The sequence below is a fragment of the Paenibacillus cymbidii genome (assembly GCF_004764705.1).
In the GTDB taxonomy this organism is placed as follows: domain Bacteria; phylum Bacillota; class Bacilli; order Paenibacillales; family NBRC-103111; genus Paenibacillus_AN; species Paenibacillus_AN cymbidii.
The window spans coordinates 36,512-58,605 of record NZ_SHLX01000006.1 but is presented as its reverse complement, the minus strand read 5'-3'; the positions used below and the strand labels follow the sequence as shown (position 1 = coordinate 58,605).

Below are 22,094 nucleotides of genomic sequence, written 5' to 3'. Positions count from 1 at the left end.
CCCTTATTCCCTCTCTTTCCATACACCCCTATTATAATCCCCCCGTATAGGGATGAGAAGCAAGTCAAGGCAAGCTGCGATATGCATTTGTTCGACTCCATCTGCACATTCTCCACATCCGCGGGATTGGTTGATTGATATGCAAAACAATCGATAGCTTGAAGGCATGAAATGGCATACATTTGCGTCAGGACGACAAGCACGAAGAAGGGAGTTCGAAGCATGTCAATGGATTTTCCGGCAGACGGCAACACAGACTTGATGATCGCGCCAAAAAACAAGAAATGGAGAAAGACGTTCCAGGCCAACAAATATTTACTGCTGCTCTTCCTGCCCTGTCTGCTCTATTACCTGCTATTCAAGTATTTGCCGATATTCGGAATCGCAGTTTCGTTCAAGAATTACAACATCTTTAAAGGAATATGGGCCAGCGAATGGGTCGGGTTCAAATATTACCGGCTCTTCTTCAACAATCCCGACTGCTACAAGCTGATCAGAAATACGTTCCTGCTCGGGGTGTACCGGCTGCTGTTCGAATTTCCGGCGCCGATTATACTCGCTCTGCTGCTGAACGAGTTGAAAAATCAGGCGTTCAAGCGTTTCGTGCAAACCGTCAGTTATTTGCCCCATTTTATATCCAACGTGGTAGTCGCGGGAATGGTGACCTTGTTTCTCTCCCCTACGTTCGGCATTGTGAACAAAGGGATCCGCGCTTTCGGCTTCGAGTCCGTCAATTTCATGGTTGTACCGGGTTTTTTTCGGACCATCTATATCAGCTCGGAAGTGTGGCAGCATATCGGATGGTCTTCCATTATTTATTTGGCCGCGGTAACGGCGATCGATCCCCAGCTTTACGAGGCGGCGGAAATAGACGGGGCGAATCGCTGGAGAAAGGTTGCCCATGTGACGTTTCCCGGCATTTTGCCCGTGATCGTCATCATGTTCATCCTGAATGTCGGCCAAGTACTGGAGATCGGCTTCGAGAAGGTATTTTTGCTGTATAACGCGGCGACCTACGAAACGGCGGACATTATCAGCACTTATGTCTATCGGGTCGGCATCATCCAGGGCAACTTCAGCTACGCTACGGCAATCGACTTATTCACCGGCGTCATCAGTCTGGTCTTTCTTCTGAGCGCCAACACCATAAGCAGAAAGCTCGGAGACGAGAGTCTGTGGTAAAGGAGACTTCCCATTGCCCGCCAGAAAAACAAGCTTATTTCCGATTGTAAACGGAATCCTCATGCTCGTCGTCGTCGTCGCCACGTTGTATCCGTTTATCTATATGGCCTCGGTCTCCGTCAGTCAAAACGTGTTCGTCATGAAAGGCGAAGTTACGCTATGGCCGAAAGGCGTCAATTTCGATACTTACAAGTTGATACTTGGCGACGGGAGAATACTGACCGCATACAAAAACACCATTATATATACCGTTCTGGGCACTTTGCTCGCCCTGCTGGTTACATCGATGGGAGCATTCGCCTTATCCAAGAGGAACTTCTGGTTCCGCAAAGGCTTCCTGATCATGATCGTCTTCACCATCCTGTTCAACGGCGGCATGATTCCGACTTTTCTGGTCGTCAAGGAGCTCGGTCTGATCGATACCGTTTGGGCGATGGTGTTGCCCGGCGTCGTAAGCACATGGAATTTGATCGTCATGCGCACGTTTTTTTCTAATATCCCGCAGGATCTGGAGGAATCCGCACGAATAGACGGACTGAACGATATCGGCATCTTTGCCAGAATCGTCTTGCCGCTATCCAAGCCTGTCCTGGCGACAATCGGATTGTTCTATGCGGTGGGCCTGTGGAACAACTTCTATCTGCCGCTGCTGTATTTGCGCGACGAGAGCTTGTTTCCGCTGCAGGTCATTCTCCGAAACCTCGTGATCATCGGGTCTTCGAACATGAGCGAAACGACCCGGGCGGATTCGATCGTGGTTGAAGAATCGTTGAAATATACCGTCATTATGGTTTCAACCGTTCCCATTCTCTTGTTGTACCCGTTCCTCCAGAAGTATTTCGTCAAAGGAGTCATGATCGGGGCAATCAAGGGTTGATCATACAAGTTCACAGTGGGAAAATAATTCATCTGAAGGGGGAAGTGTGGAATGAAGAAATCGCTGGTTTTGTTTATGGCCGCCGTTCTTGCGCTCACGCTTGCAGCCGGCTGCTCCGGCAGCAAACAGCAATCGAACGCGCCCGGCGGAGCGCCGGCATCGAATTCGGCGAAGCCGTCGGAATCGCCGCAGCCTGGCGGGAAAGAGCCGATGAAAGCAATAACGCTTTCGATGCTGACGGAAAGCCACCCGACTTGGCCTTACAAGAAAGATTGGCTAATCTGGGACATGTACAAAGAAAAGACGGGTGTCACGCTCGACGTGCAGCTTCCTTCCGGCAAATTGTCGGAAACATTGAACCTGGTCGTCGCCTCGGGGAATATGCCGGACCTGATGTACATGACGACCCATCAGGAGGCGAACCGGTTCGGTCAGCAAGGCGCGCTCGCGAATATTCTCGATTATGTCGATCTTATGCCGAACTTCAAGGCGTGGATGAAGAAATATCCTGCCGCCGTCGAGCAAGCGAAGTCCTACGACGGGAAAATGTATATGTTCCCGAACGAAGGCTTCGGCGAGACCAACCGGATGATCTGGCATTATCGCGAAGATATTTTCAAAAAGCACAATATTGCCCCGCCCAAAACGTTTGACGAGCTCTACAACGTTCTCAGGCAATTGAAACAGCTCTATCCGAACAGCTATCCGCTCGCCTGGCGGGACGGTTTGGACAAACTGCTCAACATGGGACCGGAATTCAACACATGGTACAAGGAATATTACGATTTCGACAAGAAAGAATGGCGCTACGGACCGACAGAACAAAACTACAAATCGCTTGTTGAATACTTGCATAAATTTTACCAGGAAGGCTTGATTCCTCCGGAGTGGCTTTCCATCGATACGAAGCAGTGGCAGGACATCATCTCTACCAATAAAGCCTTCATCACAATCGATTATATCGGCCGTATCGACTTTTTCAACAGTGCGCTGCGTGCGGAGAATCCGGCGTTCAACCTCGCATTCATGGAACCGCCGGCCGGTCCGAACGGGAAGCAACTGAACGCATCCGTGCATTTTCTGGAATCCGGGCTGACGGTAGCCTCCACCTCGAAAAAAATACCGGAAGCGATGAAATATATCGACTTCTATTATTCGGAGGAAGCGAGGAATATGGCCAGCTGGGGAAAAGAAGGCGTCACCTATGTCGTCGAACAAGGCGTCAAGAAAATCAAATCCGATTATAAGGATATCGCGGATTTGCGAACGAAAACGGGGCTGGCAACGAACGGTGCCTATACGTGGATCGATTACGACGCGCATTTGTCCGTCGCTACGCCGGAGCTTCAAGCGGCTTACAAAAAAGCAAGGCAATTCGACGCGCCGTTCCAGCCGAATCCGCCGCTGAACGAAAAAGAAACGGAATCGGTAAACCTGACCGGCGAAGCGATCAAAAAGCACCGCGACGAAAATATCGCCAAATTCATTCTCGGGCAAAGAAGCTTAACCGAGTGGGACGCCTATGTAAGCGAGGCGAACAAGCTGGGGATCGACAAGATGCTGGATATTTACAAAACGGCCTATAACCGCATTAAATGATTGTTGCCGACTTCGATGCAGCCCTCCTAATCGGGGGCTGCATCGAAAGGCAACCTCGATTGCCAATCCATTAAAGGAGTGTGTGACTGATGCCAAAACGCATGAAGGTTGTTCTGGTGCCGCTTATCCTTTCGTTGATGACCGTACTTCTTGTTATGCCCGCCAACCGCTCATCGGCAGCGAGCACGAACGTTGCCCTGGGGAAAATTCCGACCAGCAGCGGGGCAATCTCGAGCCCTGCTCTCACGACGGACGGGAACACCGGTACGGGCAGCTATACGTCGGTCGCGACGGGAGTGACCTGGATCAAGATCGATTTCGGGGCGAGCTATGACATCGACAAAGTCAATCTTTGGCACTATTACGGAGACGGCAGAACGTTTCACGATGTCATCATCCAATTATCCAACGATCCGAATTTCAACACGAAAACGACCGTCTTCAATAACGATACGAACAATAGCGCCGGACAAGGAACCGGTTCGGACGCGGAATACGCCGAGACTGGCGCGGGGAAAGAAATCCAGTTCCCGACAGTGAATGCGAGGTATATACGCTTGTTTACGAACGGCAGCACTTCGAACGGATGGGGCTACTACGTGGAAGTGCAGGCATGGACGGCGGATGGCGCTCCGACCCCGACGCCAACACCGACCCCGACACCGACGCCAACACCAACACCAACGCCAACTCCAACGCCAACGCCAACACCAACACCAACGCCAACACCTGGAAACATCATTGTCCAAGATAATTTCAACAGCTATACGAACGGTCAAATTATAACCGATTATACGACATACGCAGGCGGCACGTTCCCCAATAACGGGACTTCGGGGCCGAACAATCCTTCCGCCATTTGGGAAGCGGATACCGGGAAATTCGTGGCCGACAATGGCTGGGGCTTTTCAGGCAAACCGAATGAGTGGGGGGATCGTTGGTTCTACCGCACGAATACGCGCAGCTTTGCCATCGGCAACGCGACGATCTCCTGGAAATACAAATCCGCCCCGTTCGGACAGGATGGTTATGCCGTTGATAGCGCGGATGCGGTAGACGTCTGGCTCAGATATCAAACCCAATACAATTTGTATGTCTTGCAATTCGACAGGACGAACAACGTCGTCGTGGCGAAACGCAAATTGCCGGCCCAGGGATGGAGCGGACCGTCGAATCTGGTCGCGAACAGCGGGGTTTATTATACGCTCTTTACGGATGCGGATCAGCCGAACTTCGGCGCCGGACAGCAAGCCATCTCCTGGGCCGGAGTCGGGATGACGAATTTGGCGCACGATTCGACTACCGTCTACGATTTCAAAGCGAAAGTCACGAATAAGACGGGCGGAACCGTTCAAATCCAGCTTTATCGAAACAACGTTTTGGTTGCTTCGTGGCTGGACAACAGCAATGGAACCGCGGCCAACGGCCAAACGCTAAGCAGCCATTTGTCCGCGGGCTACTACAATTCGGTGCCTGGCTGGCAAGCCTCGTGGGGATTGCCGATCACGAATCCGGGAGCTTCCGGGTTCAGGGCCGACAATATCAAATTCTGGATCGACGACTTCGTCGTTACCGCCAATTAATTGAGCGACGTAAAATAAACCCCCAAAACCCCCCTGTCACATCGCGACAGGGGGGGTCAACCGGAAGCTACTCTACTGCGAGATCAACTGCAGTTGGTCGACCTGGAACATGTCGGAGACGGCCGGATCGTTCGGCTGCAGGATCACCTGCAGCGTATGGTCATGGCTCGCGGGAGCCGTGAAGGACGCCGAGACGGTGGTCCAGGCGGTCGAGCTTACGGTTTCGTCCACGAGGACGGCGCTCGTCGAGGTGTCGACGATCTGCACCCGGCCTCCCGCCGCGCCTGCAACCTTGCCGTCGAAGCTGAACGTATAGCCGGCGCCCGGCATATATCCCTTCCACGTATAGATCAGCTCCTGAAGAGAACCGCTGCCGGCAGAGACGAGCTTCAGCGAGCCGAGCCCGGCCGACCGGTCCGCCGTGTCCAGCACCGCGTTGGCGGCAAGCGTCGTTGCGCCGCGTTTCCAGTAGCGGGGCAGCGTGGCATCCCAGCGGTCGGCGGTTTCGAAGCCGGCGTTGGCAAGCTGCGTGCCCGCCAGCGCCGGATAAGCATGCACGTTGTCGAAAGCGATCGACTGCCCCGCAGGCGATGCGGACAAGTTGTAGACGCGGATGCGCACGTCGTGCCCCGCTGCCGGCGTCGTGAAGCCGAACTCATGGCGGGTCCACGCCGTATTGGTGAAGTAAGCCTGGCCCGGAATCGTCCCGGTCGTATAGTCGTACGCCTGGGCCCGGTAGCCGACGGCCCCGTATCGTTTCCCCAGGTACGAAACCATGTATGGCGTATTCGGCTCGTAAGCGTCCACCTGCTGCTCCACCACCTGTCTCCATCGACAGCAGCGGAATTGCTGTACTTTCTGCAACAATTGCAGCCCGTTCGCGACTTCAACAGACCAATTGTTGGCAGGAGGCTACTCCTTGAGCGCCTCCAGCTCGAGCGTTACCTTCTCGATCATATGGACGAAAGCGGACAGCTGCTGCGAGCTGGCGGCCTGCGTGCGGGCGCTGTGCGCCGTGCGCTCCGATTCGCGCTCCACGTGCGTAAGCGCATTCGTAATCGCTTGCAGCTTGCTTTCGATCCCGGTCAACGCATCGTGCGAACGTGTCGCCAGCTTGCGAACCTCGCCCGCGACGACATTGAAGCCGCGGCCCTGCTCGCCGGCGCGGGCGGCTTCGATCGCCGCATTCAGGCCAAGCAAGTGCGTCTGATCGGAAATTTCCTTCATCAGCGAGCCCATCTCGTGAATCGCTTCGACTTCCTGCTGCAAGCCCCGCACCATCTCGTGCGTCTTCTGCTGCGACTCCGCCGTATGGATCGCGGTTTCCGCCACGGCCTGGCTGCTGCCGCTCAGCTCGACCATCATCGCGGCCAGCTCCTGGATGGCGGAGGTGATGCCGACCAGCAGGTGGCCCTGTTTGTCGGCGAGCCGCTGGATGCGCGCCTTCTCCTCGGCTTCGTACGCTTCGAGCACCAGCTGGCTGTCGAAGTTGAACAGCTTCGTGAGCGAATGCGTAATCGCCAGCCATTCCCCGGGCACCTTCTCCTTCAAATGAACGGTAGCGATATCCAGGTAAAGCAAATAAGTGCCGAGATACCAGTTGGTCGTCAAACCGATGCGGGAGTGCACGTTGCCGACGAACAGGCGGTGGGCGATATAGGCTTCGTCGATCGCGCCGTCGGCCAGCGACACGAAGTATTGGCGCTGCGTCATTTTTAACCGGTCGAGCGTACTATGCTTGTTGATGATGGTTTTCAGTTCGTCCTGCTTGACGATCTGCTCGTACAGCTCGTCCACCAGTTCGTCGACGATGGCAACAAACGTATCGCGGTGGCGCCTGAGCAGGGTCAAATCGTGTTCGGTAATGCGGCAATAAGCCAATTGCTGCTGTCGTGCTGCCGGGAGTTTGCTCATGCGGAGATTCCTTTCAGGAAAAAGGAGATTTCAGCCAAATGGCCGCTTTCGCTAGTATAACATGATAGATCGTAGCGGAGAAAATATGGTAAAATACGTTCATGCTCATGCGGGGAGGGAAACGATCTGGCAGGCAAAAAGGTTGAACACGTCGGGATCATGGTATCGAATCTGGAAAAATCGATCGCGTTCTACGAAGCGATTGTCGGCATGACGCACAAAAGCACGATGCTGCACACGGACGGCGTGATCCGTCTGGCGTTTCTCGGTTTTCGCATCGACGGCGAAACGGAAGTCGAGCTGATCGAAGGGTATACCGGCAAGCTGGCGATCGAAGGCCGCGTGCATCATGTGGCGATCACGGTCGACGACATCGAAGCGGAGCTTGTGAGGATTCGCGGGCTGAACGTCCCGCAGATCGACGAGGAGATTACGACGCTGCCGAACGGGGCGAGGTACTTTTTTTTCGCCGGCCCGGATGGGGAATGGATCGAGTTTTTTCAGCGAGAGGGAAGGCAATGAGCGACCAGGTAGCGGCGTTCGACGCCGTCATTGCAGGGATGATCGATCATACGCTGCTGAAACCCGACGCCACGGATGCGATGATCGTGCGGTTGTGCGAGGAGGCGGCGCAGTATCGGTTTGCAACCGTATGCGTGAACCCGCACTGGGTGCCGCTTGCGGCGAAGCGGTTGTCCGGCACCGACGTCGGGGTGACGACCGTGGTCGGTTTCCCGCTCGGCAGCACGACTTCGGCGGCCAAAGCGGCGGAAGCGCGGGAAGCGGTAGCGCTCGGCGCCACGGATGTCGATATGGTGCTGAACATCGGCGCGTTGAAGTCGGGCGATGCCGACTTTGTGCGGCGCGACGTTGCCGCCGTCGTGGAAGCGTGCCGGGGCGGCGCGATTGTGAAGGTAATTCTGGAAACCGGCTATTTGACCGACGAGGAAAAAACGCTCGCCTGCAGGCTTGTTGCCGAAGCGGGGGCCGACTTCGTCAAGACGTCGACCGGCTTCGGGCCGGGTACGGCGACGGTTGCCGATGTGGCGCTCATGCGTGCGGCCGTTGGCGACGCGCTCGGCGTCAAAGCCGCCGGCGGCATCCGCGACCTTGCGGCGGCGCGGGCGATGATTGCGGCGGGAGCTACAAGGCTCGGCACAAGCTCGGGGGTAGCGATTGTCACCGGCGCCGGCGGAAAGGCTGGCGGGTATTGAGCCGCCTGCGGAAATAAGCCATTTTTCATGGCTTATTTCCGCGGGGGGAGTATGTTGAGAGCGACGGTTCTCGCTTAAACCCGAAAAAGTAATCGATTACTAAACCCAACCACCAACTATTTCTCAAAAGGAGCAACACAATGGCGAACAGAAATTTCGGGATGTCGGCGTATTGGCGGCACATGGTGCAAGAATGGACACCGCAGCTTTCGTTTCGGGGCAGCGGCAAGGAAGAGTGGGCGGAATGGCGGGAACAGGCGAGCGGCAAGTTCCTCGAACTGCTTGGCGAATTTCCGGCGCGCGTCGATTTGGCTGCGGAAGTAGAGTATGCGGCAGCGGACGGCGATCTGATCCGCGAACGGGTTATTTTCGATTCGGAGGCGTTTGCGTCCGTGCCGTGCGTGGTCCTTCGCCCGGCTGCGATGCAGGCGGACCGCAGTCACGCGGCGATCATATGCTGCCACGGCCATCCGGTCGACCGCAGCAAGGACGCGGTAGCCGGCGTCCGTTCGGGGCCGGAGTACGACGCGCTGATTGCGCGGATGAATTACAACTACGGCGAGCAGTTGGCCAAAGCCGGCTTCCTGACGATTATGCCCGATCTGCGCGGGTTCGGCGAGCGCAACGATACGGCGAACAAGTCGGATGCCTGCAACCACAACTACGTCAAAGGTACGATTCTCGGCATCAACCCCGCCATGCTGAACGTGTGGGATATCAAATGCTGCGTCGATTACTTGCAGACGCGGCCGGAAGTCGATCCGGAGCGGATCGGCATGATCGGGCTCAGCTTCGGCGGCACGATGACGGCGTTTGCCGCGGCGGTCGAACCGCGAATCAAGGCGGCCGACATCAGCGGATACATCAACCCGTTCCGCGGTTTCGGGATCGCGCGCGGCAATTTTTGCGGCTCGCAGGTCGTGCCGGACTTGTACAAGTATTTCGACACCCACGACATCGCCGGCCTGATCGCCCCCAGGCCGCTGCTTGTGGAGATGGGGATGTACGACGATTGTTTTTATTTTCAGGACCTGATGAAAGGGTACGAAGGGGTCAAAGCGATCTATGAAGCGGCGGGAGCGGCCGATCGGCTGGAGGCCGACATTTTTTCCGGCGGGCACGCGTTTGCCGGCGGCAAGGCGTTCGCTTTTTTCAAGCGGTACTTATAGGCTTCGTCTCCGGACACAGCAAGAGCAGGCTTATGCCAATCGGCATAAGCTTTTTTGTATACATCGCGCGCTGCTGCAAGAAGCCTATCCTGACGAGTCGCCCCCAAAGTGGCCCGATTATTGCCGGGCAACCAAAATAGCCCATGAAAAATGGCCTATTTGCCTCATCTCGGGCGGCTTGTTGGAAATAGCCAGTGAAAACACTGGTTATTTGCCCCAGATCGCTTTCAAACAGGCACTTCAAGCGAAATAGCCAGTGAAATCACTGGCTATTTCGCTTGGGCGGCCCGTTTTTGGCGAAATAGGCAAGAAAATAGGGCCTATTTTGCAAGGGGGAGTTGGCGGATGGGAGGGGATGGCACATGAAGCAAAGTGTCTGCTCCATGATAGGCGCTCCTCACTCACAAGGCCTGCCTTCCTTGCATCGGCCCGGCCCCGGTTGCCGGCCAAGCCAGCTTTTCTCCTTCATCTTACCTTTCGCATATGGACTTGTTATTTCGCATATTGCTTGTTTCGCTCCCTTTATGCGCTTACTTAAAGAGGACGGATTACATTTGAAAAGGGGTGATTTTTAAACAAATTTGTTTATGTAGTTAATTTTAAAATTTAAGGATTATTATGGAAAATCTCCCACAATGAAAGGAAACGACAATGCCAAGACATCCAATAGCAGACGCTCCAACGATTGTTTTTGAATCGCCCGATCCGGCGCAACTTTATTGCTACAGCCCCGGAATTGCGATGCTCCGTAATGGACGCATGATCGCGACGCTGGATCTTGGGGGCAAAGGGGTAACGAATCTGGAAGGCCCCAAGGGCATTCGCTATGGCGAATATACGATGGGGAAGGCGTTCATTCGCAAGGACGGCACGGATCGATGGGAGCACGTGCTGGACTTCCCTTTTATGCATGCCCGTCCGTTCACGGCCGGAAGCTCGGTGTACATTCTGGGATTGACCGGCGATTTGACCATCGTGCGTTCGGATGACGACGGGTTGAGCTGGTCGGATCCGGTTACATTGACCGAAGGCGAACAATGGACGCAAGCCCCTTGCAATGTACATTATGCCGGCGAGTATATCTATCTGGTCATGAACAAAAGACCGTATCGCGATGTGACCTCGTTTCCGCCGTTTTGTGTGGAAGCCCCCGTGCTGATGCGCGGACATGTCGATGCGGATCTGACCGCAAGGGAGAACTGGACCTTCGCCTCGGAGCTGGTGTTCCGGGACATCGTTTCGATAGACGAGCTGGATTATTTTGGCGTTCCCTTCTATCAAACGCAAGAGGGCGAAAGCGTGGAAGCTGCACCCGGAAGGAAATGCGTGCCGATCGGCTGGCTGGAAACGAACGTTGTCCAATTCCGGGATCCCGCTCATTATTGGCATGATCCCGGCGGCCGTACGTTTCATTTGTGGAGCCGGGCGCATACGGGAGGAACGGGATATGCGGCGATCGCCAAGGTGGTGGAGCAGGAAGACGGAAGCATGACGACGATGCTCGAAACGGTGCCTTCGGGAAAAAAAGTCTTGTATGTGCCTTGTCCCGGGGGCCAAATGAAGTTTCACCTTGTATACGATGACGTGTCTTCCCTGTTCTGGCTGCTGAGCACGCAGGCAACCGACAGTATGACCCGAGCCGGGTTGCTGCCGGACGATCGTTATGGACTGCCGAACAATGAGCGGCAGCGACTGCAGCTGCATTTCTCCAAAAACTGCATCGATTGGTGCTTCGCAGGCTTGGTAGCCATGGCAGCCGGCAATAATCAATCCAGGCATTATGCAAGTATGGCGATCGATGGCGAGGACCTGCATGTGCTCAGCCGATCCGGCGACGAGCGCGCCAAAAATGCGCATGACGGCAACCTGATTACGTTTCATACCGTGCGCAATTTCAGAAGTTTGATCTATTAGCGAGCAAGTTAAAAATCGCATACGGGTATTAAGGACCGCGTATTTACTTTCCGCCGGGGAGTTACTAGTATGAATCATGCAAACGCTGTCAGAACATCGGAAGGGGGGGGCATACTCCGGGGATTCGGCGTAACTACTTGACACTGCCAAGGAGGGCTACACATCACAGCAACAGGCAGAAAAAGATGGCTTGGCGTCCTGCAGAATTATCAATTGTATTTGTTGTTTTTGCCTACTTTCCTGTATTTTATGATTTTTCATTACGGTCCGATGTACGGCTTGCAAATTGCTTTCAAGGATTTTAATGCGGCCAAGGGCATAACGGGCAGTCCATGGATCGGGTTTGACCACTTTGAGCGTTTTTTTCAATCCCGGCAGTTTTGGAAATTGATCAAAAACACACTGGGCTTAAGCGTGTATAACTTGCTTGTCGGCTTCCCGGTGCCGATCATACTGGCATTGTCATTGAATCAGATCACCAGGAATCGGTTCAGGCGGTTCGTACAAACGATTACCTATGCGCCGCATTTTATTTCGACTGTCGTCCTGGTCGGGATGATGGCTGTTTTTCTGTCCCCCTCTACGGGTCTGGTCAACCACTTGATAACGTTTTTGGGCGGAAAGCCGATCTATTTCTTCGGAGAAACCGGTTGGTTTCAAACCCTTCATGTTTTTTCGGGCGTTTGGCAGCATGCCGGATGGGGAGCGATCATTTATTTGGCCGTGCTTGCCGGCGTCGACCCGGGTCTTCATGAAGCGGCGATTGTGGATGGGGCGAATAAATTTCAACGGATTCGGCACATCGACTTTCCAAGCATCATTCCAACGGCAGTGATCCTCTTGATCTTGAATTTCGGATCTTTGCTAACCGTCGGTTTCGAAAAAACGTTTTTGCTGCAGACGCCGCTGAATATCGCTTCATCGGAGGTCATTGCCACCTATGTCTACAAAACCGGCCTGTTGGGCTCGCAAATCAGTTATTCGTCGGCCATTGGCCTGTTTGATTCCATCATTAACTTGATCCTGTTAATTGCCGTGAACCGGATCGCCAGAAAACGAACGCAATCCAGTCTGTGGTAATCCGTTTTGGCAAAGGGAGGATTAGGGTTGATTAAGGCAAGGAGTCGTGAAGACCGTTTATTCGATGCGCTCAATTATACGTTGACAATTCTGTTATGCGCCATCGTTATTTACCCGCTTTATTTTATTGTCATTGCCTCTTTCAGCGATCCTTATGAGGTCAATACCGGACAAATGTGGCTGTTTCCGCAAGACATTTCGTTCGAGGGGTATAAGCGAATCTTTCAAAATGACACGCTCTGGTTGGGCTACCAAAATTCGTTGCTGTATATGGCAATCGGAACGTGCATCAATGTCGTGTTGACGATTACGGGAGCTTATCCGTTATCCCGAAAAGACTTTTACGGGCGGGGCTTCTTTATGGCAATCATCGTGTTTACGATGTTCTTCGGCGGCGGGTTGGTGCCCACCTATCTGTTGGTCAAAGATTTCGGCATGGTCAATACGTTATGGGCCTTGATTATCCCCAATGCGATTGCCGTGTGGAATTTGATTGTCGCCCGAACGTTTTTTATCCAATCCATCCCCGAGGAGGTGAGGGAAGCCGCCTTCATCGACGGATGCTCGAATATCCGGTTTTTTATGACGATCGTGTTGCCCTTGTCGAAGGCGATTATCGCCGTCATGGTGCTTTTCTATGCGGTAAGCCATTGGAATTCTTTTTTCTCGGCCTTGATTTATTTGCGCGATGAGCATAAATACCCGCTGCAGCTCGTGCTCAGACATATTCTGATCCAAAATGAGGTGCAGGAAAGCTTCGATATGGGGGATCTCGATTCGTCGGTCATGCTGCAGCTGGCCGAGCAGATCAAGTACGGAGCGATTATTTTGGCAAGCATTCCGGTGCTCATCCTGTATCCGTTCCTGCAGAAATATTTTGTCAAAGGCATCATGATCGGGTCGTTAAAAGGATGAAGGCAGAGGTCCATTTTTTTGGTATAGTTAATCTTATTAAAGGGAGTGTCTTTAGTTATGAAAAAACGGATCGGCACACAGATGCTGATTGCTTTATCGGTAGTTTCCCTGTTATCGGCGTGTACGAAGAATAACGATTCCGCTGCCGTTGAAAGCGCGAAAAAAATAGAGAACTTCAATGCATCCGGACTTCCTGTAGTCAATGAGAAGATTTCCGTATCCGCCGCTATTCTGAAAGCCGCTCATCATGGCGATTTCAACGATATGGAGATGGTGAAGCGGCTTGAGAAGCTGACGAATGTCAATATTAAATGGGATCAAATTCCCACGGAAAGCATTGGCGAAAGAATCAATTTGATGTTTGCCAGCCATGAGCTGCCGGATATTTTCTTTGCCGGATTGAACTCGATCGATGTGGTGCGATACGGTTCGCAAGGCTTGCTGGTGCCGCTGAACGATTTGATCGACAAGTATGCGCCCAATATCAAGAGATTTTTGAATGAAAACCCGAATGTGAAGAAAGCGGCAACAGCACCGGACGGGAAAATTTATTCCCTGCCCTGGGTTTATAACCAGCCGTATTTTGAATATCGGAACAGCTTCTTCCTGAACCAGGAATGGTTGAAGAAATTGAATCTGAAGACGCCGACAACAACAGAAGAACTGTATACGGTATTGAAAGCGTTTAAGGAAAAGGATCCCAATGGAAATGGCAAGGCGGATGAAATTCCGCTCGGCATGATTTATTCCAACATCAACAATAGCCATCATGTTCTGTACGGCGCGTTTGGCGTCCTGGAGCCGACCGGAAGCAAGCTTGCCGTCGTTGACGGGAAGGTGCGCTACGAACCGGTTCAGCCTGCCTACAAGGAAGCCATTAAATATTTTCATCGCTTGTATAAAGAGGGATTGATCGATCAGGAAGCGTTCACCCAGGATCAGAAAAAATTCAACGCGAAGATTGACAATAAGGATGTCGCGCTGTACGGCTCCTTCACCAGCTTCAGCGGCAGCGAAATCGGAAATGCCCAAAGGCTGGCCCAATACGCCCCGATCGAACCCGTGGCAGGCCCCAACGGCGACCGCTTCTGGCGCAGACAGGACAATCGGGTGCAATTGAACTACTTCTCGATTTCATCGAGCAACAAGCATCCCGAAGTCAGCATGCGCCTGGCGGATGCGATGAACGAAGGCGAGCTGAAATATGAATTGCATCGCGGACCTTTCGGCACGCATTTGACCAAATCGGCCGACGGGAAAATTACGGAAGTAGCCCCGCCTGCCAACGAATCGCAAGCGGTATTTAAAGGGAAAGTGGCGCCGCTTAATTTCATTCCGTTAATGTTCAGCACCAAGGAAGCGTTGAATCTCGTTGAAAGCTCGCTCAATGCGGCCAGAGGCGTCGCTTACGAAACGATTTACAAGGACAATATCGTACCGGAGAAAAACACATATCCGTCAACGGTTTATTCGACTCTGGAAGAAGCCGACAAGCTGAAGGTATTGGATCTGGACATCGATTCCTATGTTTCCGAGATGGAAGTGAAGTGGATCGTTCGTGGCGGCATTGATGAAGAGTGGGACAACTATATCAAAGAAGTGAACAGAATGGGTCTCGCCGACAAGCTGAAGATTCATCAAGGGATTTATGACCGTTATATAAAAAATTGAGGTCTATGGCGAGATCGATTGCGAGCGAGGAGAAGGCTGAGATGAAGTTCTTGAATAAATTATCTTTGCACTACAAGTATTTCATTTCTTATACCATCATTCTCAGCATCCCTTTGATCCTCATAGGCGGAATCATTTATCAGTACTTCATCGAGACTGTCCGTTCGGAAGTCATCAAGAACAACAAGCAAATGCTGTCGCAAGTGCAATACAACTTGGATGTGAAAATGGATGAACTGGAGAAAATAGCGTTCCAAATTTCGTTGAACAATCAACTGACCCCGTATCGTGTGACCAGAGACGGCTATTGGGGAAGGCAGGCGCTGCAGGAATTAAACAAGTACAAAACGGGGAACAGCTTCATCTATGATCTTGTGCTTTATTACGATCAGCAGCCGCTCGTTTTTTCGTCTTACAGTACGTATCAGACAGAAGAATTTATGGAGGGGTTATTCGGCTATCCTTCATGGAACGAAGATCAATTCAGGCAGGATATTCTCCGTAATTCCCTGTCGAAAGTGTATGCGCCGCAACAGATGAAGCTGTTGGAGGATAATCAGTTTATTACCTACCTGGTTCCGATTCCCAAATCGGCGACCAGTTACGGGGCGGTCATGTTTTTCATCAAAGCGAGCTCCGTTCAGCTGCTGATCCAAAATATTCTGGAGGATGACGGCAAGGCGACCTTCGTGCTGGATCGGGAAGGGAAGCTGATTAATACGACGGAACCCGGCAGCGTATCCCAAATGGCCGTTATCGCCCCCTATCTGCAAGCCGAAGCGGATGAGGGCACGATGAAGCTTCCGATAAAAGAAGTCAATTTTCTCGTTTCCTATACGAAGTCGCCGCGAAACGGATGGACGTATGTGACGCTGGTAGAAGAAGACAAGATCATGACACGGGTAGTATGGATCAAAAAAATCGCTCTTTTGAGCTTGGCGGCAACCTTCCTGTTGGGGCTTGGCCTGAGCTATTTGTTTATGAAGTTGAACTATAGTCCGATTCGCAAGCTCAGGCAATTCATCGAAAGTGAAACCGGGGAGCCGCTGCAGCAGCATGGGAATGAATTTGAAGCTTTCCGTCATGTCGTCCGCCAGATGTCCAGCAAGAACCGCTCCATGCAGAGTCAAATTACGTTCAGCAGGCCGGTCTTGCGGAACTTTTACCTGCATGAATTATTAAGGGGGAATATTGAAGAGCTGTCCAAGCTGAACTGGTTGGTCAATGAAACCGGAATTTATTTCGATTTCGACTGGTTCCGGACGGTTATTCTGCAGCTGGACACATCGGAAGAATCGATTCAGGAACTGCTGCCCCACATGGCCCGCAAACTGGAAGCGGAGCTGGATCAGGAGCATGTCGGTTATGCGCTGGATACATGGGAAACCAATAAAATCGTGTTTATTATTTCCTCGGAAAGCGACAGTCCGGTCGCGTTTCTGAAACAAATGGAGAAATTGCAGCTGGCGCTAAGAACGGAATGGCAGGTTCATGCGACCATAGGCGTAGGCAACGCTTATGCGAAACCATCCGAAATCGGCAAATCTTATATTGAAGCCAATACCGCTTTGGATTATCGCTTGATCCGCGGGAAAAGGTCGATTATTTTCATCCACGAGGCGGTAGAAGGCGACAAGGCCTTGCAGACGGTGAATGAAATGGAGAATATCAGGCTGTACATTCATCGAGGGGAAATCGACCAGCTATCCAACTATTTGTCCGAATTGATTCGCGAGATCAAAGCGAAACACGTGTCGTTATTTGTCGTCCGGAGCATCTGCTACGATCTGATCCATCTGATTGCGACCACGTTGAACGAACTGCAACAGAATGATCACTATGAAGCCATGGGTTATCCGGATGTGATTACCTTGCTCGATTATGAAACCATCGATGAATTATCGGACATGATTACGACGATCAGTATTCGCATCTGCCGCCATATCGAAGAGAGCAAAAACCGTTCCTCCGTCCAATGGAAGAACGAGTTGGTCGCTTATGTGAACTCGCAGTTTACGAATCCCCAGTTTTCGCTACAGCTAATGGCGGAACAGTTTTCGGTTACGCCGCCCTATTTAAGCCGTATTTTTAAGGAAGAAACAGGAAAAACATTGACCCAATATGTCAATTGGCTGCGCATGGAGAAGGTCAAGAAGATGCTTGCCGACGGCGAAGACAATTTGCAGGAGCTGGTGGAGAAAGTCGGCTATGCCAATGTGTCAAGCTTTATCCGCAAATTCAAGGAAAGCGAAGGCATTACGCCAGGCGATTACCGGAAGATCTATACGAAGTAAACCGGATGGAAGGGCAATCAGAAGGAGGGCAAATCCATGGTTTATTTGGAAAAAAGCGTGCTGATCCGCGTGCTGCTCTTATGCATGCTGGTATCGTTAACGCCGTTAATCGGACCCGTCAAGCATGCATCGGCGGCAACAACCGTGTATGTCGCTCCGCAAGAGAACAACGATTATTTGATCAACCCGGGCAAAGGCTGGATCGTGTACAGCAATTTCGCCAACGCCAATTCCGCGGTTTGGGAGAAGGCTTCGGTGGCCTATTCGCGCTTCAATTGGAAAGATATTCACGTAGGAGACAACACGTTTAATTGGACGCCGATCGATAACTTGTACAATGCCGCCGTAGCCAAAGGCAAAACGTTTGCTTTCGGGGTGATGCCGGTTCAGGTTAATTCGTCCACGAGCTACACATCGATGCCGCAATGGGTGATTGACGCCGGGGCGCAGTTTTATTATGCCTCAGGTGCGCCGAATACCAAGGTGCCTGTTTGGAATGATCCCGTCTTTATCGGCAAAATGGGACAGTTCGTTACGGCCCTTAAAGATCGTTACAACGGGGATCCCAATATTGAATTCATTGATGCCAGAACCTTTGGAAACTGGGGGGAGTGGCATTTGGGCGGGCTTGGCGGAACGGACCCGGGGAATACGGTCAAGCGGCAGTATATCGATCAATGGTCCGGCTTCGATCAAACCCACATTATCGTGCCTATTTCCGGCGGAACGGGGATGAATTCCGGAGGGTACGGTTATTATGCCAGGGACACATACGGGTTCGGCGCAAGGGAAGATTCTTCCGATTATTCTCCGCGCTGGCAACAGGTTTTGCCATTTTATAATATAGGTCCGGCAGTGGCCGAATGGTCGTTTCCCTATGAAAAATTAAAGCTTGGTCAAGGGTGGACAGGCGAGATTTGGTATGACGGGATGATTCCGGGGCAAATCAACGGGTCCAAATACAGCTATCAGCCATTAGGCGAGTGGAATGGAACCGACGCCAACACCTTCCTGGCTGAAAAAGGAAATCTGGTCGACGAGTGGCAGAACAAGATGGGCTATTGGTTTAAAATGACAGAGGCGGCTTATCCCGACGATCTTGGCAACGGGACTGCCGGGAGTATCACCTTCAAGATGCGGAATGACGGAGTCGCTCCTATTTACATGAAAGGAAACACAGCCGTAGTCAAACTGGCCTTGCTCGACAGCAGCAACCAAGTACTTGCGACCGAGACATTGTCCGGTGTGAATCCGTTTGACTGGAAGCCCGGACAGACCGTGACGAATGTTGCCTACTTTTCATTCCCGTACGACGCAAATGCAACGAAGCTGGCGCTGGGCGTATTCTCGAAAGCTTCCCGGACAGAGCCGGATATTAAGCTGGGTATCGATAATGGCACGGCCAATCATTGGTATGTCATGTCCGATATGCCGATTGCTGCGTCCCCAACGCCGACGCCAACACCGACACCGACTCCGACACCGACTCCCGTTGTGCCTGCCAATGGGCAGGTATTGTGGTTAAAAGCGGATTCCATAACGGGCCTGAATAGCGGCGATAATGTATCCGCTTTCGCGGACAGCTCCGGAAACGCCAACCATGCCGTGCAGAATACTTCGGCCAAACAGCCGAAATATTACGCCAACGTTGTGAATGGAAAAGCGGCGGTACGCTTTGACGGAACGGACGATTACATGAGTATGGGCAGCCCGGCATCGTTGAACTTGCAGAATGATGCGACGATCGTTACGGTTGCCAAAAGTCAGGGAACTGCTGTCAGAGGCATATATGGCAGAGGAGAGGCGCTGCGAATATCAAGCTCGGACACCGCAGCAAGGCTTTGGGTAAGGAATACGAGCCACACCGTGCAGACGGTATCGGGAACGGTGTACAGCGGAACCTGGAATGCGCTTGGCGGCACCTATAGCCATTCGGACGGGAAGCTGAATTTTTACAAGAACGGGTCATTGGCGGGAACCGGTTATTTGGGCGGACAAATCAGGAATATTTCACCGGACGATCAACCGAACACGATTGGAGCCTATATGGCTTGGCATACCGGCGATCAGAAATATATCGATTCCTTCTTTCAGGGAGATATTGCCGAGGTAATCATTTATAACCGTGTATTGACGGCGAACGAAAGGCAAGACGTTTTTGCTTACCTGTCCGCCAAATACGGATTATAATACGCGATTCGGACCGCCTGCTGCGGCGGTTACGGTCGTCGCGCGGTGGACGAGCGGCATGTCGAAGGTGCGCGAAGCCTGTGCCGGCGAGCCGGGTACGATCCGGCCGAGCAGCATGCGCGCGGCGTGATGCGCCATCTCCTGGACGGGGATGGCGACGGTCGACAGCGGCGGCGACGTGTAGCGCGCGAACGGCAAATCGTCGAAGCCGATCAGCTCGCACGCCTCCGGCACCCGGATGCCGCGCTCCCGCAGCGCAAACAGGGCGCCCATCGCCATCTGGTCGCTGAACGCGACGACAGCGGTCGGCTCGAACCCGCTCTGCAGCAGCTCGGCCGCTGCCCGGTAGCCGCCGTCCTCGGAAAACTCGCCGAAGCGGATGACCGGCTCCGTCGCGTTTTCCGCGGCGGCGAGCGCCGCAAGCATGCCCTGCAAGCGGCGGTTGATCGCGTCCGAAGAGAGCCGCGGCACGAGTACGACCAGCTGGCGGTGGCCGCGGGCGATGAAGTGGGCGGCCACGTCGCTGCCGGCCTGCGTATTGCGGCAGTCGACGTAGGGGTACAGGTCGGATTTGCGCTGGAACAGGACGGCGGGCAGCACGAAGCGGCGCTCGTGCGCATACGCTTCGTCGCGCTCCGACAAATTGGCCAGCAACGCGCCGTTGAACCGCGTTTGCTCCCATAAGCCGCTTACCTCCGCCAATTCGCCTGCCCGGTACATTTCCACGGTGAGCGAACATTTGGCCGGCGCGTCGCCTTCGAGCAAATAGCGCTGGATGCCGGTAATCAGCTCGCCCATGATCGACACCCGCGAGTCGTGCGGGAGCAGCAGCGCGATCGACAGCGTGCGTTCGCCCTGCCGCCGGAGCTGCCGGGCGGATACGTTCGGCACATAGCCGAGCGCCGCCGCCGTTTCCAGCACGAGTTTCCTGGTAGCCGCCGATATGCGCACAGCGCCGTCCTTGTCGTTCAGCACCAGGGAAGCGGTCGTTACCGATACTCCCGCCCGGGCCGCTATGTCTTTGATCGTTACCATGCCGCGGTCGCTCCTCGTTTGCTAAAACGTTACTATTACTCATCATTATCGATGATTTTTTTCATCGATGCAAATCAGCGAGGCGGGCCCGGTTACTATTCACAGCCTGCAATAGTCCCGCGTGGAGCAATAGCGGAACGGATTTCCACTAAGGAGTGTTGGAAGGCCAACTTTGGAGGAATAGCGGAATCTCTTTCCGCTATTGGGTACTTAAAAGGTAACGATGGCGTCATAACAGAACCTGCTTCCACTATTCGGTGCTCAACAGCCAACTTTGGAGCCATAACGGAATCTCCGTCCGCTTTTTACATGGAATCGTGTCTCAGGAGCAGGGTGACGGTGAATAGTAACGGGCCCGGCGCAAATCAGCGCAGCAAGGGATTTAATTGTATTGACATTTTGCGCGGAGGGCACTACCATTTGGTTTAGTGTAACGTTTTAGCATACGAAAGATAAATTGCATTGTGGAGGGGAATGACTTGAACCTCATTGGGGCAACGAAGCAGTTTGTATTTGCGGCGGACGACAAACCGACGGCCAACTGCCATGCGACTACGCTGGCCGCGCTTGCGGACGGCACGATCGTCGCTGCCTGGTTCGGCGGCACGGAGGAAGGGAAGGCGGACGTCGATATTTGGGGAGCGATTCGCCAAGATGGCGTCTGGTCGGCGCCTTTCCGGATCGCGGGGAAGGAAGGCGTTGCGCACTGGAACCCGGTGCTGTTCGCCGATTCGTCCGGTACGGTCCACTTGTATTACAAAGTGGGGCACGTTATCCCCGAGTGGGTGACGTGGCACTGCGCTTCGCGCGACGGCGGGCGCACCTGGAGCGAGCCGGCTGTGCTTGTCGAAGGCGACGAGAGCGGCGGAAGAGGGCCGGTGAAGAACAAGCCGATCGCGCTGCAGGACGGTACTTGGGCCGCGCCGGCGTCGATCGAAACGGCGACGCACTGGGACGCGTTCGTCGATTTGTCCGCCGACGGCGGGAAGAGCTGGACGCGCAGTGCGTTCGTGCCGATCGACCACGCCGCGCTGGCCGGCAAGGGCATCATCCAGCCGACGCTGTGGGAGCCTGCGCCGGGGCGCGTGCACATGCTGCTGCGCAGCACCGAAGGAGCGGTTTACCGCAGCGATTCGGGCGACGGAGGCGCAACCTGGTGCGAGGCGTACGCGATTGCGCTGCCCAACAACAACAGCGGCATCGATCTGACGCAGCTTGCGGACGGCGGGCTTGCGCTGGTGTACAATCCGGTGCCGGGCAACTGGGCGGCACGTTCGCCGCTTGTTGTCGCCTGGTCCGCCGATAACGGCGCAACGTGGCGCGACATGCTGACGCTGGAGGCGGAACCGGGGGAATACTCGTACCCGGCGATCGTGCGCGCGGGCGAGCGGCTGTTTCTCACGTATACATGGAACCGGGTACAGGTGGCGTTCTGGGAACTGACGCTGGAGTAGGAT

General features: G+C 53.6%; 17 protein-coding genes. 14 read left to right on the top strand and 3 right to left on the bottom strand.

Features of this window, described 5'->3' with window-relative positions; translation table 11 throughout:
- Nucleotides 1-228: 228 nt before the first annotated feature.
- The 4 genes from EXY20_RS10130 to EXY20_RS10115 all read left to right on the top strand — a co-directional run bounded on the left by EXY20_RS10130 (nucleotide 229) and on the right by EXY20_RS10115 (nucleotide 5,241).
- Nucleotides 229-1,182, top strand: coding sequence for an ABC transporter permease (locus EXY20_RS10130; RefSeq protein WP_407944909.1), 954 nt, complete (start codon nucleotides 229-231; stop codon nucleotides 1,180-1,182).
- A gap of 61 nt (nucleotides 1,183-1,243) precedes the next feature.
- Nucleotides 1,244-2,059, top strand: coding sequence for a carbohydrate ABC transporter permease (locus tag EXY20_RS10125; protein WP_135550835.1), 816 nt, complete (start codon nucleotides 1,244-1,246; stop codon nucleotides 2,057-2,059).
- Between the two features lie 51 nt (nucleotides 2,060-2,110).
- On the top strand, nucleotides 2,111-3,658 hold the full coding sequence (locus tag EXY20_RS10120; protein WP_135550436.1) for an extracellular solute-binding protein: 1,548 nt from the start codon (nucleotides 2,111-2,113) through the stop codon (nucleotides 3,656-3,658).
- Between the two features lie 89 nt (nucleotides 3,659-3,747).
- Nucleotides 3,748-5,241, top strand: a complete 1,494-nt coding sequence (locus EXY20_RS10115) for a discoidin domain-containing protein (protein ID WP_135550434.1) — start codon at nucleotides 3,748-3,750, stop codon at nucleotides 5,239-5,241.
- A gap of 72 nt (nucleotides 5,242-5,313) precedes the next feature.
- Here the strand turns inward: EXY20_RS10115 and EXY20_RS10110 are convergent, their stop codons facing one another.
- The gene (locus tag EXY20_RS10110) at nucleotides 5,314-6,060 is read right to left on the bottom strand and encodes a carbohydrate binding domain-containing protein (RefSeq protein ID WP_135550432.1); all 747 of its coding nucleotides are present in this window, start codon (nucleotides 6,058-6,060) and stop codon (nucleotides 5,314-5,316) included.
- A gap of 93 nt (nucleotides 6,061-6,153) precedes the next feature.
- The gene (locus EXY20_RS40405) at nucleotides 6,154-7,155 is read right to left on the bottom strand and encodes a protoglobin domain-containing protein (RefSeq protein ID WP_135550429.1); all 1,002 of its coding nucleotides are present in this window, start codon (nucleotides 7,153-7,155) and stop codon (nucleotides 6,154-6,156) included.
- 126 nt (nucleotides 7,156-7,281) lie between these two features.
- Between EXY20_RS40405 and EXY20_RS10100 the strand changes: the two genes are divergently transcribed.
- From EXY20_RS10100 to EXY20_RS10060, 9 genes are all read left to right on the top strand, one after another.
- Entirely contained in the window at nucleotides 7,282-7,677 is a 396-nt protein-coding gene (locus EXY20_RS10100) for a VOC family protein (RefSeq protein WP_167859165.1), read from the top strand.
- Nucleotides 7,674-8,369 (top strand): deoxyribose-phosphate aldolase, encoded by a 696-nt coding sequence (gene deoC / locus EXY20_RS10095; RefSeq protein WP_135550425.1) that lies wholly within the window; start codon nucleotides 7,674-7,676, stop codon nucleotides 8,367-8,369. Before EXY20_RS10100 ends, deoC begins: the two co-directional genes overlap by 4 nt.
- 140 nt (nucleotides 8,370-8,509) lie before the next feature.
- Complete coding sequence (locus EXY20_RS10090; protein ID WP_135550423.1) at nucleotides 8,510-9,538, top strand: alpha/beta hydrolase family protein; 1,029 nt, start codon at nucleotides 8,510-8,512, stop codon at nucleotides 9,536-9,538.
- A 741-nt stretch (nucleotides 9,539-10,279) separates the two neighbouring features.
- Nucleotides 10,280-11,452, top strand: a complete 1,173-nt coding sequence (locus EXY20_RS10085; RefSeq protein WP_135550421.1) for an exo-alpha-sialidase — start codon at nucleotides 10,280-10,282, stop codon at nucleotides 11,450-11,452.
- A gap of 249 nt (nucleotides 11,453-11,701) precedes the next feature.
- Complete coding sequence (locus EXY20_RS10080; RefSeq protein WP_135550833.1) at nucleotides 11,702-12,532, top strand: ABC transporter permease; 831 nt, start codon at nucleotides 11,702-11,704, stop codon at nucleotides 12,530-12,532.
- Nucleotides 12,533-12,559: 27 nt separating this feature from the next.
- Complete coding sequence (locus tag EXY20_RS10075; RefSeq protein WP_207671246.1) at nucleotides 12,560-13,447, top strand: carbohydrate ABC transporter permease; 888 nt, start codon at nucleotides 12,560-12,562, stop codon at nucleotides 13,445-13,447.
- Between the two features lie 57 nt (nucleotides 13,448-13,504).
- Entirely contained in the window at nucleotides 13,505-15,118 is a 1,614-nt protein-coding gene (locus EXY20_RS10070) for an extracellular solute-binding protein (RefSeq protein WP_135550419.1), read from the top strand.
- Nucleotides 15,119-15,159: 41 nt separating this feature from the next.
- Nucleotides 15,160-17,412, top strand: coding sequence for a helix-turn-helix domain-containing protein (locus EXY20_RS10065; RefSeq protein ID WP_167859136.1), 2,253 nt, complete (start codon nucleotides 15,160-15,162; stop codon nucleotides 17,410-17,412).
- Nucleotides 17,413-17,589: 177 nt separating this feature from the next.
- Nucleotides 17,590-19,602 (top strand): LamG-like jellyroll fold domain-containing protein, encoded by a 2,013-nt coding sequence (locus EXY20_RS10060; RefSeq protein ID WP_167859135.1) that lies wholly within the window; start codon nucleotides 17,590-17,592, stop codon nucleotides 19,600-19,602.
- On the opposite strand, the gene EXY20_RS10055 is transcribed toward EXY20_RS10060, so the two are convergent.
- On the bottom strand, nucleotides 19,597-20,637 hold the full coding sequence (locus EXY20_RS10055; protein ID WP_135550413.1) for a LacI family DNA-binding transcriptional regulator: 1,041 nt from the start codon (nucleotides 20,635-20,637) through the stop codon (nucleotides 19,597-19,599). The two genes, EXY20_RS10060 and EXY20_RS10055, sit on opposite strands and share 6 nt — an antisense overlap.
- 479 nt (nucleotides 20,638-21,116) lie before the next feature.
- Here EXY20_RS10055 and EXY20_RS10050 point away from each other — a divergent pair, with 479 nt between their 5' ends.
- On the top strand, nucleotides 21,117-22,091 hold the full coding sequence (locus EXY20_RS10050; protein WP_135550411.1) for a sialidase family protein: 975 nt from the start codon (nucleotides 21,117-21,119) through the stop codon (nucleotides 22,089-22,091).
- Nucleotides 22,092-22,094: the final 3 nt, after the last annotated feature.

Excerpts from the sequence above, each read along its gene's own strand:
- EXY20_RS10070 (WP_135550419.1), top strand. The coding sequence starts at position 13,505 with ATGAAAAAACGGATCGGCACACAGATGCTGATTGCTTTATCGGTAGTT.
- EXY20_RS10115 (WP_135550434.1), top strand. The coding sequence starts at position 3,748 with ATGCCAAAACGCATGAAGGTTGTTCTGGTGCCGCTTATCCTTTCGTTG.
- EXY20_RS10055 (WP_135550413.1), bottom strand. The coding sequence starts at position 20,637 with ATGGTAACGATCAAAGACATAGCGGCCCGGGCGGGAGTATCGGTAACG.
- EXY20_RS10085 (WP_135550421.1), top strand. The coding sequence starts at position 10,280 with ATGCTCCGTAATGGACGCATGATCGCGACGCTGGATCTTGGGGGCAAA.
- deoC (WP_135550425.1), top strand. The coding sequence starts at position 7,674 with ATGAGCGACCAGGTAGCGGCGTTCGACGCCGTCATTGCAGGGATGATC.
- EXY20_RS10125 (WP_135550835.1), top strand. The coding sequence starts at position 1,244 with ATGCTCGTCGTCGTCGTCGCCACGTTGTATCCGTTTATCTATATGGCC.
- EXY20_RS10065 (WP_167859136.1), top strand. The coding sequence starts at position 15,160 with ATGAAGTTCTTGAATAAATTATCTTTGCACTACAAGTATTTCATTTCT.
- EXY20_RS10130 (WP_407944909.1), top strand. The coding sequence starts at position 229 with ATGGATTTTCCGGCAGACGGCAACACAGACTTGATGATCGCGCCAAAA.
- EXY20_RS10090 (WP_135550423.1), top strand. The coding sequence starts at position 8,510 with ATGGCGAACAGAAATTTCGGGATGTCGGCGTATTGGCGGCACATGGTG.
- EXY20_RS40405 (WP_135550429.1), bottom strand. The coding sequence starts at position 7,155 with ATGAGCAAACTCCCGGCAGCACGACAGCAGCAATTGGCTTATTGCCGC.
- EXY20_RS10120 (WP_135550436.1), top strand. The coding sequence starts at position 2,111 with ATGAAGAAATCGCTGGTTTTGTTTATGGCCGCCGTTCTTGCGCTCACG.
- EXY20_RS10080 (WP_135550833.1), top strand. The coding sequence starts at position 11,702 with ATGATTTTTCATTACGGTCCGATGTACGGCTTGCAAATTGCTTTCAAG.